This window comes from Streptomyces sp. NPDC012510 (assembly GCF_042955065.1).
Classification (GTDB): domain Bacteria; phylum Actinomycetota; class Actinomycetes; order Streptomycetales; family Streptomycetaceae; genus Streptomyces.
Window position 1 is genome coordinate 124,751 of sequence record NZ_JBIBEN010000016.1, and the last position, 17,920, is coordinate 142,670.

Genomic DNA, 17,920 nt, shown 5'->3' on the forward strand with positions numbered 1-17,920 from the left:
CTTCGATGATTCGCTCCCAGCGCTGGAAGGGTGCCGCGTTCACGGTGCCCTTCCAGCTCGGCTTCGTCTTCCTGTATCTGCTCCCCATCGGGTACGCGTTCTACGAGTCGCTGTTCCTGGAGAAGCAGTCCGGGCTGGGCCTCGGCGGCGCGACCCGGGAGTTCGCCGGGTTCGACAACTACCAGCAGGGGCTGACCGACTCGGCGTTCATGGGCTCGATCCTGCGGGTGGTGCTGTTCGCCTGCGTCCAGATCCCGTTCATGCTGCTCGTCAGCCTGGTGCTGGCCCTGTTCCTGGACACGCTCACCTCGAGGGTGGCGAGCAGGTTCCGGATCGTACTGCTGGTGCCGTACATGATCCCGGGCGTGGTCGCGGCTCTCGTGTGGATCAACCTGTACAGCCCCGAGGTCGGGCCGCTGACCCCGATCGGTGACTTCTTCGGGTTCGACTGGAACTTCTTCGCGCCGTCGATGGTGTGGCCGTCCATCGGCAACCTGCTCACCTGGCACGGCATCGGCTACAACATGGTGATCATCTACTCTGCGCTCCAGGGCGTGCCCCGCGAACTGTTCGAGGCCGCCCGTCTCGACGGCGCCTCCGAGTCCCGTATCGCGCTGAGCGTCAAGATCCCGTTCGTGCGCGGCGCGCTGGTCCTGACCGGCCTGCTGTCGATCATCCAGATGCTGCAGATCTTCAACGAGCCGGCGCTGTTCCGGAACATCGCCCCGGAGACGGTCGACGACAGCTTCACCCCCATCATGATCATTTACAACCAGGCGTTCAACGCCGCCAACTACCACTACGCCGCCGCCCTGTCGGTCCTCCTCGCCCTGATCCTCGGCATCGCCTCCTTCCTCTTCTACCGGCTGACCTCGAAGGAGGCGGACTGATGGCCACGACGACCACCGAGTCCCCCAAGAAGGCCGCGGTCCCTCCCGTGCGGCGGATCACCCGCGTCGACACCGCCTCACGCGGGCGCGGCGGCCAGCGTTTCATCCTGCTCGGCCTGATCCTGGCCAGCGTCTACAGCCTGTTCCCGGTGTACTGGCTGGTGGTCGCCGCGACCAAGGACCAGGTGGGCCTGTACCAGAGCAACGGCCTGTGGTTCTCCGACTTCCACCTGTGGGACAACCTGAGGCAGGTGTTCACCTACGACGACGGCATCTTCCTGCGCTGGGTCGCCAACTCGTTCCTGTACGCGGGCGTCGGCTCCCTCGGTGGCACCCTCGTCGCCCTCGCCACCGGTTACGGCCTGGCCCGTTTCGACTTCCCCGGCCGCGGTGTGGTCTTCGCGGCCGTGGTCGGCTCGTTCCTCATCCCGATCGCGCTGCTCACGCTCCCGCTGTACCTGATGTTCTCGAAGATCGGCCTGGTCGACACCCCCTGGGCCATGCTGATCCCCTGTCTCATCAACCCGTTCAGCGTGTACCTGGCGAAGGTCTACACCGAGGCGACGATCCCCTTCGAACTGCTGGAGGCCGCCCGCATCGACGGCGCGGGTGAGGTCCGCATCTTCTTCAGCATCGTGCTGCGGATGATGACCACGGGTGGCGCGACCGTGTTCCTGCTGGCCTTCGTCAACACCTGGAACGCCTTCTTCCTCCCGCTGACCGTGCTGCGCGGCAAGGAGAACTGGACACTCAACCTGGGCCTGTACAACTGGTCCGGCAAGCGGGCGGAGTCGGGCATCGACGCCACCAGTCTTGTCCTGACCGGCGCCCTGCTGTCCATCATCCCGATGGGGATCATGATGGTCGCGATGCGGCGGTACTGGCGCAGCGGTGTGACGCTGGGAGCCCTGAAGTGACACCTCCGGTGCCCGCTCAAGCAACCGTCGCCCCGGGAACCCTGGAAACCCCGGGACCCCTGGGAACCCTGGAGATTCTGGGAGCTCGCTCGTGACCGTGGCCCGCAACCCCGTCATCCGTGGCTTCGCCCCCGATCCCTCGCTCATCAGGGTCGGTGAGTGGTACTACGTGGCGACCAGTTCCTTCGAGTGGTTCCCGACCATCCCGATCCACCGGTCCCGGGACCTCGCGCACTGGGAGTACGCCGGCCATGTAGGCGGCGCCGCCCCCGGCGGCACCCTGTCCGGCGTCCCCGACTCGGGCGGCATCTGGGCGCCTTCGCTGAGCTGGGACGGCGAGCGCTTCTGGGTGGTCTACACGATCGTGCGGTCGGTGGGCACGCGGTACTTCGACCTGGACACCTACATCAGTACGGCGACGGCGGTGGACGGCGAGTGGACCGCTCCAAGGCGGGTCGCGAGTCATGGCTTCGACCCCGCCCTCTTCCACCACGGGGGTCGGCTCTGGCTGCTCAACATGCAGAGCGACCACCGCCCCGGCGGCCGACGCTTCGCCGGCATCGTCCTCACCGAGTTGGACCGCTCCACCCTGCGTCCCCTCGGCGACACCCATCTCCTGCTCCAGCATGACGAGCTGATCGAGGGCCCCAAGCTCCTGCTCCACGGCGGCTGGCACTACCTGGTCCTCGCCGAGGGCGGCACCGGCTTCGAACACGGAGTGCGGGTGGCACGGAGCCGCGCACTGACCGGCCCGTACGTCCTGGACGACGTCCCCCTGCTGACGACGCGGGACGACCCGAAGCTGCCGTTGCAGAAGGCCGGGCACGCCGAACTGGTCGAGACCCCGACCGGCGAGTGGTTCCTCAGCCACCTCACCGCCCGCCCGCTGCACACCGAACACGGCATGCGCTGCCCACTGGGCCGTGAGACCGCGATCCAGGCGGTGATCTGGGACGCGGAGGGGTGGCCGAGGTTGCGGCAGGGGGGTTGGCATCCGGTGGTGGAGGTGGCGGTGCCGACCGTGCGTGTGCGGACGGGGGAGGTCCCCGCCGGGGAGGCGCCGACCGCGAGGGCGGCTGCTGCGGTGGCGCCGGCGGAGGTGCCGGGTGCGCTGGTGCGGACCGCGCAGGCGTCGGCGGCGGGGGTGCCTCCTGTGGAGGCTTCGGCCGTGGACGTGCCGGGGGTGTGGACATCGGCTGGGCAAGCGCGGGGGGTCGAGGCGGTCGCCGCATACGCGGCAGCCGTCGGGCCCGCCACCGGGCAGGGCACGCCGCCCTGGCCCTGGAGCAGTCTGCGTGCCGAGCCGGACGGCTCCTGGGTCGACACGGCCGTGCGCCCCGGCTGGATCCGGCTGCGTGGTCGTCAGGGTCCGGAATCGCTGTGGGAGCAGAGCCTGTTGGCCCAGCGGATCACCGAGCACCGGGCCGAGGTGGAGGTCACGGTCGAGGCCCGGCCGCGCACCTTCGGGGAGGCCGCCGGGCTGACCCTCCGCTACAACACCGCGTCCTACCTCACACTCGACCTGACCTGGGCCGAGGCCGAGGGCGAGCCCCAGCGCGGCCAGCAGTGGCGCGGCGAGGGTCGTACCGTGCTCAGCCTCCTGGAACGCGACGAGGACGGGGCACGGCAGGTGGCCCTCGTCGAGGTCGAGGCGGGGCGCCCGGTCACCCTCGGGGCGAGCGTCGACGGCGCCGAGGCGCGTTTCTGGTACCTCCACGAAGGCGTACGGATCCCCATTGGACCGGTCCTGGACTTCAGCCGCCTCTCCGACGACTACGGCTCCAGACTGCGCTTCACCGGTGCGCTCGCCGGCATCCACGCCCAGGACCTCGTGGCCGCGGAGTTCACCGCGGACTTCAGCGGGTTTCGGCTGGTGTGCGAGGCGGAGTAAGGGGTGGGCAGGCACGGGCGGGAATGCCGAAGAGAGACAGGGACCCGCCCGCCCGCTCAAGCCGCCGGTTCCACCGTGGCGGTCGGGGGTTTCGCCGCGCCGGCCCAGGGTTCCGCCGTGCTGGTCCCGGTCGTTCCTCTCGGTTTCCTCACTCCTCTCACTCCTCTCACTCCTCCCGGTCCTCCCGGTCCTCCCGGTCCTCCGGTCCTCCCGGTCCCGTCGCGCCCAGGCCGTAGCCCGCCCGCCCCGCCTCGGCACCCGGGCCCTATCACCCGCCCTCGGCCGCCGACTCCCGCTCGCCTTCTCCCCGCATCCGAGCCTCGCGCCCCGGCCGGGCCCGGGCCCGGCCCCGGCAAGGACCCCGCCTTGTTCGAAGTTTCGAAAGTTTTGGCTGGTTCGGTCCTTTGAATCTCTGCTTCTTCCCGCCGTGTTGAGTTGGGCTTACCGTAGGAAGCGCTTGCTACGTGGTTCCCGTTCCCACCGCGCGAGCGAGGCTGTTCGAAATTTTCACCGGGCTTCGGGACGGGCCCTGAGAGGTGGAGTCGCGATGGTGCGTGGCGGAAGCGCGACGGCCGGGCCTACGCTGGCGGTGGTGGCGCGCGAGGCCGGGGTGTCCGTACCCACAGCCTCGAAGGTGGTCAACGGCCGCGAGGACGTCGCCCCCGAGACCAGGCGCCGGGTCACCGAGGCGTTGGACCGGCTCGGTTACGTACGCAGACCACGGTTCGAGGCGTCCAAGCCACCGCGCATGGTCGACCTGGTGGTCCACTCGTTGGAGAGCTCCTGGTCGGGCGCGGTACTGCACGGTGTCGAACAGGCGGCCCACGACGCCGGTCTGGAGGTCGTGGTCTCGGCCGGTCTGACCCGCACCCGGGGCGCCCGGCCCGAGAGAGGCTGGTTCGACAAACTGACCACCCGGGGCTCGGCCGGCGTGCTGTTCAACCTGGCAGAGCTGTCCCCCGCCCAGTACTCCTGGCTCACCCAGCACCGCATCCCGTTCGTGCTGATCGACCCGGTTCTCGAACCGCCGTCCGGTGTGGTGTCGGTGGGCGCGGCCAACTGGCAGGGCGGGATGACCGCCACCGAGCACCTGCTGTCCCTGGGGCACGAGCGGATCGCCGTGATCGCCGGGTACCGGCGCAAGATGTGCAGCAGCGCCCGGGTCGCGGGCTACCGCTCCGCGCTGATGGCCGCGGGCGTCCCGTACCGGCCGGAGTACGTCCGCTACGGCAACTTCATGGAGGTGACCGCCCGCCACCGCATGCTCCAGCTGCTCGACCTCCCCGAGCCGCCCACCGCCGTCTTCGTGTGCTCGGACAGGATGGCGCTCGGCGTGTACGAGGGGCTGGCCGAGCGGGGGCTGAAGGTGCCTGACGACATCAGTGTGGTCGGCTTCGACGACCTTCCCGAGGCCCGCTGGGCGAGCCCCGGTCTGACCACGATCCGCCAGCCGCTCTCCGAGATGGCCTCGACCGCGTTGCGGCTGCTGGTGCGGATGATGGAGGGGGACCGACCGGAGGGCACCCGCACCGAGTTGTCGACACGTCTGGTGGAGCGCGCGAGCACGGGGGCGCTGCGCTCGGCCTGAGCCGGAGGGCGGGGGCGTTGAGGTTCGGTGAAGTGGTTGCTGTCGACCTGGGTTCGGTGAACGGTCGGCGTCGTGGGACCGTACGCATAGGGATGGCCGAAAGGGCTGCCCCGGTGGTCCCGCCGCGCCGGCCCTCCACCGCACCAGTACCGAGCTCCACATGCTCCACAGGGAAGGACCTTCGGGTTGTCGCACATACGCTCTCCGCAGTTTCCGGGACCGACACCGGCACCGGATGACGACAGAGCCCCGCAGGACGCCGCCCCTCGGGAGGCGACAGCGGACGAGAGTGCGGCGAAGGCGGGGGCGAAAGCGGAGGCAGAGGCCGAGCCGGAGCCAGCGCCGGAGGCGGAGACAGAAAACGAAGCCGTGGCCGAGGCCCCGCCCGAGAAGCGGAAGCCGAGCCCCGACAAGGAGAGGCCCGAGCCGGAGCCCGAGTCCGGGTCGGGGTCCCAGTCCCAGTCCCAGTCCCAGTCCCAGTCCCATTCCCAGTCCCAGTCCCAGTCCCAGTCCGGCCAGGATGCCGGTACCGAGCCGAAGGAGGGGGAGCAGGCCGGGATCGCGTCCGAGCCGAAGCAGGGGGCCGAAGTTTCGGCGGACCCCGCGCCCCCCGTCCCCACAGGCCTCCGCGCCAAGCACCCCCGGGCCGCGCGAGCCCTCGCCTGGACCGGTACGGCGCTGGCCTTCGCTCTCGTGATGTTCGCGCTGCTCGTGCCGAACGACATCACGCAGATCGAGTTCGGCCGTTTCCTCAGGATCCCGGCGGAGGGCGTCCTCGTGGCGGGGCTGCTGCTCGTGCTGCCGCCGAAGGCCCGGCGCGTGGCGGTGGTGGTCGTCGGGGTGTTCCTCGGGCTGCTGACTATCGTCAAGGTGCTGGACATGGGGTCGTACTGGACCTTGGACCGCTCCTTCGACCTGGTGCTGGACTGGATCCTGCTGGACGATGCGCAATCGTTCATGAAGGACTCGCTGGGCGGCGCGGTCGCGCAGGCCGCGACGATCGGTGTGATCGCCCTGGCACTGGCGCTGCCGGTGCTGATGACGCTGGCGGTCGTACGGATCAGCCGGCTGATGGTGCGCAACCGGCACACGGCGAGCCGGACGCTGCTCGTCCTGGGCACGGTGTGGATCACGTGCTCGACGCTGACGCTGGAGTTCGGCGGCGTCCCGGTGGCGTCGCACAGCGCGGCATGGCTCGTCGAGAAGCGGATCGAGTCGGTGAGCGCCGGTCTGAAGGACGGGGAGGCGTTCCAGAAGGAAGCCGCGGTGGACGCCTTCGCCGACGTACCGCCCGACCAACTGCTGACCGGCCTGCGTGGCAAGGACGTCCTGATCACGTTCATCGAGAGCTACGGCCGCTCCGCGATCGACGACCCGCAGATGGGCGAGCCGCTCGGCGAGACGCTCGCGCGGAAGACGAAGGAGTTGGAGGAGGCCGGGTACGCGTCGCAGAGCGGTTGGCTGCGCTCCCCGATCACGGGTGCCGGGAGCTGGCTGGGTCACTCCACGTTCCTGTCCGGCCTGTGGATCAAGAACCAGCAGCGGTACCGCAACCTGGTTTCCGGTGACCGTCTCACCCTCACCGAGGCGTTCCGCCGTACCGGCGCCTGGCGGACCGTCGGCGTGGTGCCGGGAACGCAGAAGGCCTGGCCCGAGGGCAAGTACTTCGGCCTGGAGCACATCTACGACTCCGACCAACTGGGTTACCGCGGGCCGAAGTTCAGTTGGTCGACCATGCCCGACCAGTACACGCTGAAGGCGTTCCAGGAGCTGGAGCACGGGAAGAAGGACCGTGAGCCGATGATGGCCGAGATCATCCTGACCTCCAGCCACAACCCGTGGGCACCCATCCCGCGCACGATCCCCGAGGAGCGGATAGGTGACGGCTCGGTCTACCACTCGCTCCAGAAGGCGGAGGGCAAGGACCCCAAGGAGGTCTGGCAGGACCCCTCGGACGTGCGCGACGAGTACCGGAAGTCCATCCAGTACTCGGTGACCAGCCTGGTCGACTTCGTCGCGAAGTACGGCTCCAAGGACACCGTGCTGATCTTCCTCGGCGACCACCAGCCCAACAGGACGGTCACCGGCGACAACCCCAGCCACGACGTGCCGGTCTCGGTCGTCGCCCAGGATCCCGAGGTGCTGGAGAAGATCTCCGACTGGGGCTGGACGGACGGCCTGAAGCCGGCCGACGACACCCCGGTGTGGCGGATGGACAAGTTCCGCGACCGCTTCATGACGGCGTTCGGCCCGCAGCAGCCGGGCGGTACGTCCTGACCGCTGGTCGCCCCGGTCGCCCGTGTCCTTAGCCGCCCGCGTCCTAACGCCCGCGTCCTCGCGGTGGGCCGCCCAAATGGCCGGATGGTCGTGGTCCTCGACGATCGCCTTGCCGGGCTGGACGCGCGGCCCCGACCCCTACGGCTTCCGACGGCTTCCGACGGCCCCCGACTCCCGCAGCTCCTGCGGCTCCCCCGGATACCCGGCGGTTGTCCGATTCCTTCAAGACCGGCCGACGCCGGTCGGCCTACGGTGACGGTATGACTCCACGACTCGACGCGATCGGCATGGTGGCCTCGGACATGGCCGCCTCCGTCACCTTCTACCGCCGACTCGGCTTCGCCTTCCCGGAGGGCGCCGAGAACCAGCCGCACGCCGAGGCCCGACTGCCCGGCGGCCTGCGGCTGTTGCTCGACACCGAGGAGACCGTCCGCTCCTTCCACCCCCGTTATGTCAGGGGGGAGGGTGGCGGTGCCGGACTGGCACTGCTGTGCGACAGTCCGGCCGAAGTCGACGCCGTCTACGAGGAGTTGGTCGCCGCCGGGTACGAGGGCGAGCTCAAGCCGTGGGACGCGGTGTGGGGCCAGCGCTACGCCGTGGTCCTCGACCCGGACGGCAACGGGGTGGACCTCTTCGCTCCCCTCCCGTCGCCCGGCACCGAGTAGCCGGGCCCAGCTCTCCGCGGTCGGGATGCGGCCCGCCCGTCACCGTGCCGGTCCGGGTGAGCCCGCCCGTCACCGTGCCGGTCCGGATGGGGTCCGCCTGTCACCGTGCGCCGAGCAGTTCGCCCAGCGGCAGACCGGCCAACTCCCGTACTTCTCGGGAGAGATGGGCCTGGTCCGCGTATCCGGCCCGGACAGCGGTGTCGGCGAAGGGCACACCGCGTCGGGCCAGGTCGAGCGCCCGCCGCAACCGCAGCACCCGGGCCAGCGTCTTCGGCCCGTAGCCGAACGCGACGAGCGATCTGCGGTGCAGTTGCCGTGCCCCGAGCCCGAGTTCGTCGGCGGTGGCGGCCACGGTCCGGCCCGCGTCGAGCGCGGCGACGACCTGTCGCAGCAGGGGGTCCGGGCGCTCCGCCTCGGCCGCCCGCTCCAGTACCACCTCTTCGAGCCCGCTCGCCGTATCAGCCGCCGCGTTCACCCGGGCGGTGAGGCGCCGGACCAGCGTGGGGGGCCACAGGTCGGCCAGCTCGACCCTGCGGTCACGCAGTTCATGGGCGGGGACGCCGAGGAAGGCGGGCGCGGCGCCCGGGTAGAAGCGCAGTCCCGCCCAGCTCCTGGGAGCGCCTTCGGTGACGTACGCCCGGGAGTCCGGCCCGGCGACCAGCAGCCGCCCGTCGTTCCAGAGCAGGTCCATGCAGCCGTCCGGCAGGATCCGCCCGGCACCGGTCCCGACGGGCCGGTCCGGGGTGTTCGTCCACACGACGGCCCCGTCCAGCCGAGACGCCCGTTCCGCATACACGGGAAAAGGCTACGCGCCCGGAGCCACCGATTCCTGCCGCGCCCCACAGAGGCGGGGGAACCACGCGGGCCATCACAGGGGGGACCACGAACACCCGCGGTCGCCGACGAACCGCACCACCCGAGCCGCGCGACGCCTCTTCAACCGTCCTCCCCCTTCTTCACCGGTGCCCGCAGCCTCGACGTCACGTCCTCCGGCGGCAGGAAGCGGGACCAGCGCTCGGGGAACTCGGACGGCATGTCGGGGTCCTCTGGGTCGTGGGAGCGGGCGGCGGCGGCACGGGCGACGTACTCGGCGGCCTGTTCCTCGCGCAGGCGCTCGTTGGCAGCGCGGGCGGCGGCCGTGGCGGCGGCGGGCCAGACGCGGTCGATGGCGGCGTTGACGGCGGCACCGACCAGGACGGCGAAGGCGCTGACGCCGATCCAGAGCAGGACGGCGACGGCGGCGGCGAGGGAGCCGTAGATGGTCGCCCCCTCGACCGTGTTGGTGAGGTAGATGCGCAGCAGGAAGCTGCCCAGGACCCACATGGCGAGGGCCACCAGGGAGCCCGGCACGTCCTCCACCCAAGGGGAGCGGACCGGCACCGACACGTGGTAGAGCGTGGTCAGGAAGACGATGGACAGGACCATCACGACGGGCCAGTAGAGGACCTGGACGACCGTCGCGGACCACGGGACGATCCGGACGACGGCGTCGGGGCCGGCGACCATCAGGGGCAGGGCGATCGAGCCGATCAGCAGGGCCACGATGAAGAGCAGGAACGCCATGAGGCGGGTCTTGACGATGCCGCGGACCCCGTCGAGGCCGTACATCACGGTGATGGTGTCGATGAAGACGTTCACCGCACGGGACCCGGACCACAGGGCGAACAGAAAGCCTATGGAGATGACGTCGGGGCGGCCGCCCTTCATCACGTCGTCCAGGATCGGCTGCGCGATCTGGGCGACACCCTTGTCGGACAGGACGGTGCGCGAGGCCTCCAGGAGGTTGAGCTCCAGGCTGGCGATGGTGTCGGCACCGGTCCAGTCGTCGACGTAGCCGAGCAGACCGATCATGCTGAGCAGCAGCGGCGGTACGGAGAGCAGGGTGAAGAACGCCGCTTCGGCGGCGAGGCCCAGGATGCGGTACTCGATGCAGGAGTTGACGGTGTCCTTGAGGAGCAGCCAGGCGGTCCTGCGCTTGGAGACGTTCCGGTAGAGGGCACGTGCGCGGTGGAGACGCCCGTGCGGGCTCTCCGCTGGTGGGGGTGAGTGGCTTGCTGGCTGCACGCCCCAAAGGTATCGGGCCGCGCGTGCCGCCCTCACCTCCTGGTGGCGCTCGTCGCGGCTGGATCCGCGTGCGTCGCATGCTTCCCTCCGGTCGCGTCACGGTGCGGCAATTCGAGCACCTTTGCACCCGTTGTTTGGAAAGTTCCTTGCTGGAACGTGGTAGCGAGTGGGGTCCGACCCTGCGGAAAAGATCGAAACAGGGGCGGTAAAGCGTCAACTAACCGACTCCGCTTGGCCTGTTCCCGATTGTTCCCGGAGAACACGGCGTCAGGGCTGCCGCGGGCGTCCGCCGTGGTGATCCTCGACGACCACACCACCGGCTGTCCGTTCGCCTGCCCGGAGGCCTCGGTCATCAGCGCCACCCGGACGGCCGCGTCGGCGCTGGATCCGGAGAAGGAGTTCGGCACCGGTGATCCGGGGACGGGCGAGCCGGCGGCCCCTGTCTGAACCGCCGGCCGCCGGCCGGAACAGGAGGGCCGCCCACCGGACGCGGGTGGGCGTCGCCGTGCCGAGACGCCGTTGACGGGTAGGTTCCAGATATGGCAGCCAGCACGCATGAAGTGACCAATCAGGCTCCGCCCCTGGTGGACTACGACGTCTTCGCCGCCGATCGCGTCCTGTCGGAGGCGGTCGAGCGGCATCTGGCTCCGGAGGTGCTCGACGAGGCGCGGGGCGACCTGTCGGGGTTCGGCCGCACGGCGGGCTCCGCACAGGTGCAGGAGTGGGGGCGGCTGGCGAACGAGAATCCGCCGAAGCTGCGGACCCACGACCGGTACGGCAACCGGGTGGACGAGGTGGAGTTCCATCCGTCGTGGCACCGGTTGCTCGGCAAGGGCGTCTCGGCGGGGCTCACGGCCGCCTGGAACCGGCCCGGCGGGCATGTACGGCGGGCGGCGGCCTTCGTCGTCTGGACCCAGGTCGAGGCCGGCAACGGCTGTCCGCTGTCCATGACCCACGCGGCGGTACCGGCGCTGCGTACGGAACCGGCGCTGGCCGCCGAGTGGGAGCCCCGCCTGACGTCCATGCTCTACGACTGGGACATGCGGCCCGCCGACCAGAAGGCCGGGGCGCTGTTCGGTATGGGGATGACCGAGAAACAGGGCGGCAGCGACGTACGCGCCAACACGACCGAGGCGCGGCCGCTGGCGGAGGACGGGACGTACGAGCTGAGGGGCCACAAGTGGTTCTGCTCGGCGCCCATGTCGGACGGGTTCCTGGTGCTGGCGCGGGCTCCCGGCGGGTTGACGTGTTTCCTGGTCCCCCGGGTGCTGGCGGACGGTGCCCGGAACGTGTTCCGCATCCAGCGGCTCAAGGAGAAGCTGGGCAACCGGTCGAACGCCTCGGCCGAGGTGGAGTTCGACGGGACGTGGGCGCGCCGGGTCGGGGACGAGGGCCGGGGAGTGCGCACGATCATCGGGATGGTGGCGGCCACCCGGCTGGACTGCGCGCTGGGGGCGGCCTCCCTGATGCGGCAGGCGGTGGCGCAGGCAGTGCACCACAGCACGTATCGCGAGGCGTTCGGCGGCCGGCTGGCCGACAAGCCGCTGATGCGCAATGTCCTCGCCGACATGGCGCTGGAGTCGGAGGCCGCGACAACGCTGGCGATGCGGGTGGCGGCGGCGTACGACGCGGCGGAGGCAGGTGACGAGAGCGAACGTTCGTTTTTGCGGCTCGCGGTGCCGGCCGCGAAGTACTGGGTGACCAAGCGCTGCACCCCGACCGTGGTGGAGGCCGCCGAGTGCCTGGGCGGCAACGGCTATGTCGAGGAGTCGGGCATGCCCCGTCTGGTGCGTGAGTCCCCGCTCAACTCCATCTGGGAGGGCGCCGGGAACGTGCAGGCCCTGGATGTGCTCAGGGCCCTCCAGCGCGAACCCCGGGCGCTCGACGCGTTTCTGCGCGAGGTGGGCCGGGCCCGCGGCGCCGATCACCGGCTCGACGGCGCGATCAAGGACCTGCTGACCGAGCTGGCCGATCTGGACGGCATCGAGGCCCGCGCGCGCCGACTCGTGGAGCGTCTCGCCCTCGTCCTGCAGGGCGCGCTCCTGGTGCGGTACGCGCCCCCTGCGGTCGCCGACGCGTTCTGCGCCTCCCGGCTGGGCGGCGACTGGGGCTCGGCCTTCGGCACACTGCCGCACACCCTGGACCTGGCGTCGATGGTGGAACGAGCGCGTCCGGTGAGCTGAGCCGCCGCAGGACGGGCGCTCCGGTCCTGCCCGAAAGGTGCCCGGAGTGCTGCGCAGACACTGCACCACCCCCGCCTCCCGGACCACCTTCCGAAACCACCGGCCGTACCGCTTCACCGAACGCGCCGAAGTCGAAGTCCTGCTCCCGCAAGCCCCGTTGGACCTCCTTCCCCGCTCGGTGCGCCGGGGGTGGTGCGCGCCAGAGCCGCCGCCGCGTCCGGTGGACCGACAGGGCCCGCGTCACACATCTCCCACCCCCCTTTCCGGTGAACGGATCATGGTCTCGGAGTGAGGGATCTCCCTGTATTTGTCGGTTCCTCGGCGTGACACGTGCCCCACTGCCGTAGCATCGCTGCCAGGCCGCCCCACCTGCCCCGCCGTCAAGGTCTCCTTGCCGGCTGGCAGTTGGGTGTCCCCCCGGGAGGTTTGATGAAGCACCGCGGCAGGCACCGTCGACGCAGAAGGGGACGTGCGCTGCGCGCGTCGCTGGCGGGAACCGCGCTGGCGCTCACGGCGGCGGCCACACTGATCAGCACGTCGCAGGCGGCGGGCGGCGAGACACCTGGCGCGCTCTCCTCGATCACCTCGGCCGGTGAGCTGCGCGAGCTCGGCCTGCGGGAGACCCTGACGGACGGGACCGAGCTGCACAGCCTCGCCGACGAGATGGGCGGCGGCGTCGGTGTCGACGAGGTGCTGAGGAGCGCCAACCACGCGATGCGCGCCGAGGGCGACTGCTTCGCCTCCGAGAAGCAGAACCTGCCCGCGGAGCCGGAAGCCGCGCGGGCCTACTGCTGGGAGCCCGCCGACGCCGTCGACGACACATGGGTCCCCCGGTCGGTCACCACGTCCCGCGACAACCAGGTCATCGTGGCCGGCTGGACCCACAGCGCCGACGACGACCGCGCAGGCACCGACGACGAGGGACTCACCCGGGTCGCCTTCGTCGACGCCCGGGATCCGGCGAGCCTCAGGTACCGGTGGGTCCTGCTGGTCGTGCCGAAGGCCGACGGACAGGGCTTCGACGGTCTGCGCTCCCGGCTCGGCGGCATGGCCTGGTACGAGGACAAGCTGATCGTCACCGCGCGGGGCCCGGAGAGCGGCGGGCGTCAGGACGACTCGCTGTACGTGTTCGACCTGGCTCGTTTCCTCCGCGCCGACATGACCGACAGCGAGGTGATCGGCAAGGTCGGCGACGGCTGGTCGGCCCACCACTACCGGTACGTGCTGCCGGCGGTCGCCGCCTACAGTCCGGCAGCGGGCGGCGGTTGCGACGCACGCGACAACGACGGGGTGCCCTGCTTCGGCTCGCTCTCCCTCGACCGGACGGCGACGCGGCCCAGCGTCGTCGCGACCGAGTCGTTCCGGCCGGGCCGCGAGGAGCCCGCCCGCGTCTGGCGCTACGCCCTGGACACCACCGCCGACCGCACCGGGCTGCTCGCCACCACCGGGCGCGAGAGCGACGTCGCCGCCACCGAGGCGTACCGGACCGAGGCCACCGGTGTGCGAGGTGTCCTCTCCCATGGCGGCCGGTGGTACGTCGGGCAGGCCGGCGAGGGCCGTGACGGACACGACACCCTCTGGCGGCAGGACGAGGACGGGGCGAAGGCCGCCACGTGCGCGGAGAACAAAGCCGACGAGAAGTCGGGCCTCAGGTCGTACGCCTGCTGGGGACGGCACACCGCCTCCCTCTCCTACTCGCCGGAGACCGACGAGGTGTGGACGCTCACGGACCCGATCCCGGAGCGCGTGCTGTACGCCGTGAAGCTGTCGGACGTCGACGGCACGCTGGACTAGGGGCTCATGGCCCGGCTTTGGAGGCGGGTCGGGCCGCGTGATTCCCTGACCTCATGAGCAGCAGCCCCGTCACCACCTGGTCCCTGGAGCAGACCTCGCCGAGCGATCTGCTTTCCGCCGCCGCGCCCGACGGCGACGACGTCCATGTCGTGCGCGCCGAGGTGCCCTCGCCCGAGTTCAGCCGTTTCCTGTACGCCTCCGTCGGCGGGGACATCCTCTGGATCGACCGGCTGTCGTGGTCGTACGAGCGGTGGCGGGAACATCTGGGCCGGCCCGGTGTGGAGACCTGGGTCGCCTACGACCGGGGCACGCCCGCCGGTTACGTCGAGCTGGATCCGCAGGACGACGGGGTCGTGGAGATCGCGTACTTCGGGCTGATCCCGGCGTTCCGGGGGCGGAGGATCGGCGGACACCTTCTGTCGTACGGGACGGCCCGCGCCTGGGACCTCGCCGAGCGGTGGCCCGGACTGCCTCCGACCAAGCGGATCTGGCTGCACACCTGCAGCCGGGACGGGGAGCACGCCATGGGGAACTACCTGCGGCGGGGGTTCAGACTGTTCGACACGAAGGTGACGGAGGAGCCGGACGCTCCGGCGCCGGGGCCCTGGCCCGGGGCAGCCGTTCCCACACCATGACCCACATCACACCGTCTCGACATGCGGGACATCCCTGTCCGAGATGTGGACTACGGTGGACTGAGTCTAAAGAGGCGTGACACGCTTCCGTCATGTCTGGAACTGGAATTGCCTTGGTGAGTCGGCGGCACGTCGACCTCGGCCGCATGTCCAGCGCCATCTGTCCGGTGAGCTGACGCCCTACCGCGAGGGGTTGGACGACCCCGGGCGACAGCGCCGCACCTCCTCTGTTTGAGCCAGCGCAAGGACGCGCAGGCGCCGCACACGCCGCGCGTGTGCTCGCATGCGCGCGCAAGCGCAGGTCAGAGCCGCCTCCCCGCCTTTCCCGAAGGACATACCACCATGGCCGCCACCCCGCAGAACCCCGCCACGCCCCGCCGCAAGGTGAGCCGTCACCGTGGCGAGGGCCAGTGGGCCGCGGGACACTTCACCCCGCTGAACGGCAACGAGCAGTTCAAGAAGGACGACGACGGTCTCAATGTGCGGACACGCATTGAGACGATCTACTCCAAGCGCGGCTTCGACTCGATCGACCCCAACGACCTGCGCGGCCGCATGCGCTGGTGGGGCCTCTACACCCAGCGCAAGCCCGGGATCGACGGCGGCAAGACCGCGATCCTGGAGCCGGAGGAGCTGGACGACAAGTACTTCATGCTGCGGGTGCGGATCGACGGCGGTCGGCTCACCACCCAGCAGCTTCGGGTGATCGGCGAGATCTCGCAGGAGTTCGCGCGGGGCACCGCCGACATCACCGACCGGCAGAACGTGCAGTACCACTGGATCCGGGTCGAGGACATGCCCGAGATCTGGGAGCGGCTGGAGGCCGTCGGCCTGTCCACCACCGAGGCCTGCGGTGACACCCCCCGTGTGATCATCGGCTCACCCGTGGCCGGTATCGCCGCGGACGAGATCATCGACGGCACGCCCGCGATGGAGGAGATCAGCCGGCGGATCATCGGCAACAAGGCCTTCTCCAACCTGCCCCGCAAGTTCAAGTCCGCGATCTCCGGCTCCCCGCTGCTCGATGTGGCGCACGAGATCAACGACATCGCCTTCGTCGGTGTCCGCCACCCCGAGCACGGACCCGGCTTCGACCTGTGGGTCGGCGGCGGTCTGTCCACCAACCCCAAGATCGGGCAGCGGCTCGGCGCCTGGGTGCCGCTGGACGAGGTCGCGGACGTGTACGAGGGCGTCATCTCGATCTTCCGCGACTACGGCTACCGGCGGCTGCGCACCCGCGCCCGGCTCAAGTTCCTGCTCGCCGACTGGGGCACCGAGAAGTTCCGCCAGGTCCTGGAGGACGAGTACCTCAAGCGGAAGCTGGTCGACGGCCCGGCGCCCGACCAGCCGGTGGCGCGCTGGCGCGACCACGTGGGTGTGCACCCGCAGAACGACGGCCGCTACTACGTCGGCTTCGCCCCCCGCGTCGGCCGTGTCGACGGCACCACCCTGACGAAGATCGCCGATCTCGCCGAGGCGCACGGCTCGGGCCGCGTCCGGACCACCGTCGAGCAGAAGATGATCGTGCTCGACGTCACCGAGGAGCAGGTCGACTCTCTGGTGGCGGGGCTGGAGGCGCTGGACCTCACGGTGAACCCGTCGCCGTTCCGGCGCGGCACCATGGCCTGCACCGGCATCGAGTACTGCAAGCTCGCCATCGTCGAGACGAAGCAGCGCGGCTCCTCCCTGATAGACGAACTGGAGCGCCGGATCCCGGACTTCGACGAGCCGATCACCATCAACATCAACGGCTGCCCCAACGCCTGCGCGCGGATCCAGGTGGCGGACATCGGTCTCAAGGGACAGCTCGTCCTGAACGACGCGGGCGAGCAGGTCGAAGGCTTCCAGGTGCACCTGGGCGGCGCGCTCGGCCTGGAGGCCGGGTTCGGCCGCAAGGTGCGCGGTCTGAAGGTCACCTCCGAGGAGCTGCCCGACTACGTCGAGCGCGTGCTCAAGCGGTTCCAGGAGGAGCGCGAGGACGGCGAGCGGTTCGCCACCTGGGTCGGTCGGGCCTCTGAGGAGGCGCTGTCGTGAGCCGGGCCGCAAAGAAGAGGGAGGCGCTGTCGTGAGCGAGCGTGCCGCGCCTTTCTACTGCCCCTACTGCGGTGACGAGGACCTGCGCCCGAACGAAGAAGGTCACGGCGCGTGGGAATGCGGGGCCTGCAATCGAGCCTTCCAGTTGAAGTTCCTCGGGCTGCTGGCCCGGGGGCTTCAGCGAGCCGACAGCGGAGGGGATCACATATGACTACCGTTCAGGCGGATTCCGATACATCCGCGTCCTCGAAGGACGCGGACGACCCGGACGCGGCGAAGCGCGCGGAGCTGAAGGCGCTCGCCGAGCAGGCCGGCCGCGATCTGGAGGACGCCTCGGCACTGGAGATCCTCCAGTGGGCCGTGGACACCTTCGGCGAGCGCTTCTGCGTGACCTCCTCGATGGAGGACGCGGTGGTCGCGCACCTCGCCTCCCGGGCCAGGCCCGGCGTGGACGTCGTGTTCCTGGACACCGGCTACCACTTCCCGGAGACCATCGGCACCCGCGACGCGGTCGAGGCCGTGATGGACGTCAACGTCCTCACGATCACCCCACGGCAGACGGTCGCCGAGCAGGACGCCGAGTACGGCCCGAAGCTGCACGACCGCGACCCCGACCTGTGCTGCTTCCTGCGCAAGGTCAAGCCGCTCGAAGAGGGCCTGACCCGGTTCGACGCGTGGGCGACCGGCCTGCGCCGCGACGAGTCCGAGTCCCGGGCGAACACCCCGGTCGTCGGCTGGGACGACAAGCGCGGCAAGGTCAAGGTCTCCCCGATAGCCCGCTGGACGCAGGACGACGTGGACGCCTACGTCGCCGAGCACGGCGTGCTGACCAACCCCCTGCTGATGGACGGCTACACGTCCGTGGGCTGCGCCCCCTGCACCCGCCGGGTCGCCCCGGGCGAGGACGCGCGGGCCGGACGCTGGGCGGGCAACGCCAAGACCGAGTGCGGGCTGCACCTGTGACCGCCGCAGTGCCTGCCGA

The 17,920-nt window shown here is 70.4% G+C and carries 15 protein-coding genes and 1 pseudogene; 14 read left to right on the forward strand and 2 right to left on the reverse strand.

The features are described 5' to 3' along the window. The first annotated feature begins 5 nt into the window (after positions 1-5). The 6 genes from ACFY9I_RS27820 to ACFY9I_RS27845 all read left to right on the forward strand — a co-directional run bounded on the left by ACFY9I_RS27820 (position 6) and on the right by ACFY9I_RS27845 (position 8,228). Positions 6-890 (forward strand): ABC transporter permease subunit, encoded by an 885-nt coding sequence (locus tag ACFY9I_RS27820; RefSeq protein ID WP_391006372.1) that lies wholly within the window; start codon positions 6-8, stop codon positions 888-890. Continuing rightward, positions 890-1,807, forward strand: coding sequence for an ABC transporter permease subunit (locus ACFY9I_RS27825; protein WP_391006375.1), 918 nt, complete (start codon positions 890-892; stop codon positions 1,805-1,807). Before ACFY9I_RS27820 ends, ACFY9I_RS27825 begins: the two co-directional genes overlap by 1 nt. Before the next feature lie 91 nt (positions 1,808-1,898). Next, entirely contained in the window at positions 1,899-3,698 is a 1,800-nt protein-coding gene (locus ACFY9I_RS27830; protein ID WP_391006377.1) for a family 43 glycosylhydrolase, read from the forward strand. Positions 3,699-4,245: 547 nt separating this feature from the next. Next, positions 4,246-5,286 (forward strand): substrate-binding domain-containing protein, encoded by a 1,041-nt coding sequence (locus ACFY9I_RS27835; RefSeq protein ID WP_391006380.1) that lies wholly within the window; start codon positions 4,246-4,248, stop codon positions 5,284-5,286. 696 nt (positions 5,287-5,982) lie between these two features. Then, positions 5,983-7,563 carry a sulfatase gene (locus ACFY9I_RS27840; protein WP_391006649.1) on the forward strand — a complete coding sequence of 527 codons (1,581 nt, stop codon included), beginning with the start codon at positions 5,983-5,985 and terminating at the stop codon, positions 7,561-7,563. Between the two features lie 260 nt (positions 7,564-7,823). Continuing rightward, entirely contained in the window at positions 7,824-8,228 is a 405-nt protein-coding gene (locus ACFY9I_RS27845; protein WP_391006383.1) for a VOC family protein, read from the forward strand. Positions 8,229-8,328: 100 nt separating this feature from the next. Here the strand turns inward: ACFY9I_RS27845 and ACFY9I_RS27850 are convergent, their stop codons facing one another. Next, positions 8,329-9,024, reverse strand: coding sequence for a helix-turn-helix domain-containing protein (locus ACFY9I_RS27850; protein WP_391006386.1), 696 nt, complete (start codon positions 9,022-9,024; stop codon positions 8,329-8,331). 140 nt (positions 9,025-9,164) lie between these two features. Continuing rightward, the gene (locus tag ACFY9I_RS27855) at positions 9,165-10,292 is read right to left on the reverse strand and encodes a YhjD/YihY/BrkB family envelope integrity protein (protein WP_391006388.1); all 1,128 of its coding nucleotides are present in this window, start codon (positions 10,290-10,292) and stop codon (positions 9,165-9,167) included. A 249-nt stretch (positions 10,293-10,541) separates the two neighbouring features. Here ACFY9I_RS27855 and ACFY9I_RS27860 point away from each other — a divergent pair. The 8 genes and pseudogenes from ACFY9I_RS27860 to ACFY9I_RS27895 form a co-directional block, all read left to right on the forward strand. Continuing rightward, positions 10,542-10,673, forward strand: a pseudogene (locus ACFY9I_RS27860) (2,3-diaminopropionate biosynthesis protein SbnB); the annotation flags it as partial. Positions 10,674-10,831: 158 nt separating this feature from the next. Further along, entirely contained in the window at positions 10,832-12,475 is a 1,644-nt protein-coding gene (locus ACFY9I_RS27865) for an acyl-CoA dehydrogenase family protein (RefSeq protein WP_391006391.1), read from the forward strand. A gap of 429 nt (positions 12,476-12,904) precedes the next feature. Continuing rightward, the gene (locus tag ACFY9I_RS27870) at positions 12,905-14,269 is read left to right on the forward strand and encodes a hypothetical protein (protein ID WP_391006393.1); all 1,365 of its coding nucleotides are present in this window, start codon (positions 12,905-12,907) and stop codon (positions 14,267-14,269) included. A gap of 53 nt (positions 14,270-14,322) precedes the next feature. Beyond that, entirely contained in the window at positions 14,323-14,904 is a 582-nt protein-coding gene (locus ACFY9I_RS27875; protein ID WP_391006395.1) for a GNAT family N-acetyltransferase, read from the forward strand. Positions 14,905-14,996: 92 nt separating this feature from the next. Beyond that, entirely contained in the window at positions 14,997-15,080 is an 84-nt protein-coding gene (locus ACFY9I_RS27880; protein WP_309474722.1) for a putative leader peptide, read from the forward strand. Between the two features lie 166 nt (positions 15,081-15,246). Further along, the gene (locus ACFY9I_RS27885) at positions 15,247-16,938 is read left to right on the forward strand and encodes a nitrite/sulfite reductase (protein WP_391006398.1); all 1,692 of its coding nucleotides are present in this window, start codon (positions 15,247-15,249) and stop codon (positions 16,936-16,938) included. Between the two features lie 31 nt (positions 16,939-16,969). Beyond that, the gene (locus tag ACFY9I_RS27890; protein ID WP_055540327.1) at positions 16,970-17,149 is read left to right on the forward strand and encodes a hypothetical protein; all 180 of its coding nucleotides are present in this window, start codon (positions 16,970-16,972) and stop codon (positions 17,147-17,149) included. Continuing rightward, positions 17,146-17,901, forward strand: coding sequence for a phosphoadenylyl-sulfate reductase (locus tag ACFY9I_RS27895; RefSeq protein ID WP_391006402.1), 756 nt, complete (start codon positions 17,146-17,148; stop codon positions 17,899-17,901). The genes ACFY9I_RS27890 and ACFY9I_RS27895 overlap by 4 nt, the downstream gene beginning before the upstream one ends. Positions 17,902-17,920: the final 19 nt, after the last annotated feature.

Coding starts and splice junctions, on each gene's coding strand:
- ACFY9I_RS27885 (WP_391006398.1), top strand. CDS start 15,247: ATGGCCGCCACCCCGCAGAACCCCGCCACGCCCCGCCGCAAGGTGAGC.
- ACFY9I_RS27880 (WP_309474722.1), top strand. CDS start 14,997: ATGTCTGGAACTGGAATTGCCTTGGTGAGTCGGCGGCACGTCGACCTC.
- ACFY9I_RS27845 (WP_391006383.1), top strand. CDS start 7,824: ATGACTCCACGACTCGACGCGATCGGCATGGTGGCCTCGGACATGGCC.
- ACFY9I_RS27895 (WP_391006402.1), top strand. CDS start 17,146: ATGACTACCGTTCAGGCGGATTCCGATACATCCGCGTCCTCGAAGGAC.
- ACFY9I_RS27820 (WP_391006372.1), top strand. CDS start 6: ATGATTCGCTCCCAGCGCTGGAAGGGTGCCGCGTTCACGGTGCCCTTC.
- ACFY9I_RS27825 (WP_391006375.1), top strand. CDS start 890: ATGGCCACGACGACCACCGAGTCCCCCAAGAAGGCCGCGGTCCCTCCC.
- ACFY9I_RS27840 (WP_391006649.1), top strand. CDS start 5,983: ATGTTCGCGCTGCTCGTGCCGAACGACATCACGCAGATCGAGTTCGGC.
- ACFY9I_RS27835 (WP_391006380.1), top strand. CDS start 4,246: ATGGTGCGTGGCGGAAGCGCGACGGCCGGGCCTACGCTGGCGGTGGTG.
- ACFY9I_RS27870 (WP_391006393.1), top strand. CDS start 12,905: ATGAAGCACCGCGGCAGGCACCGTCGACGCAGAAGGGGACGTGCGCTG.
- ACFY9I_RS27865 (WP_391006391.1), top strand. CDS start 10,832: ATGGCAGCCAGCACGCATGAAGTGACCAATCAGGCTCCGCCCCTGGTG.
- ACFY9I_RS27875 (WP_391006395.1), top strand. CDS start 14,323: ATGAGCAGCAGCCCCGTCACCACCTGGTCCCTGGAGCAGACCTCGCCG.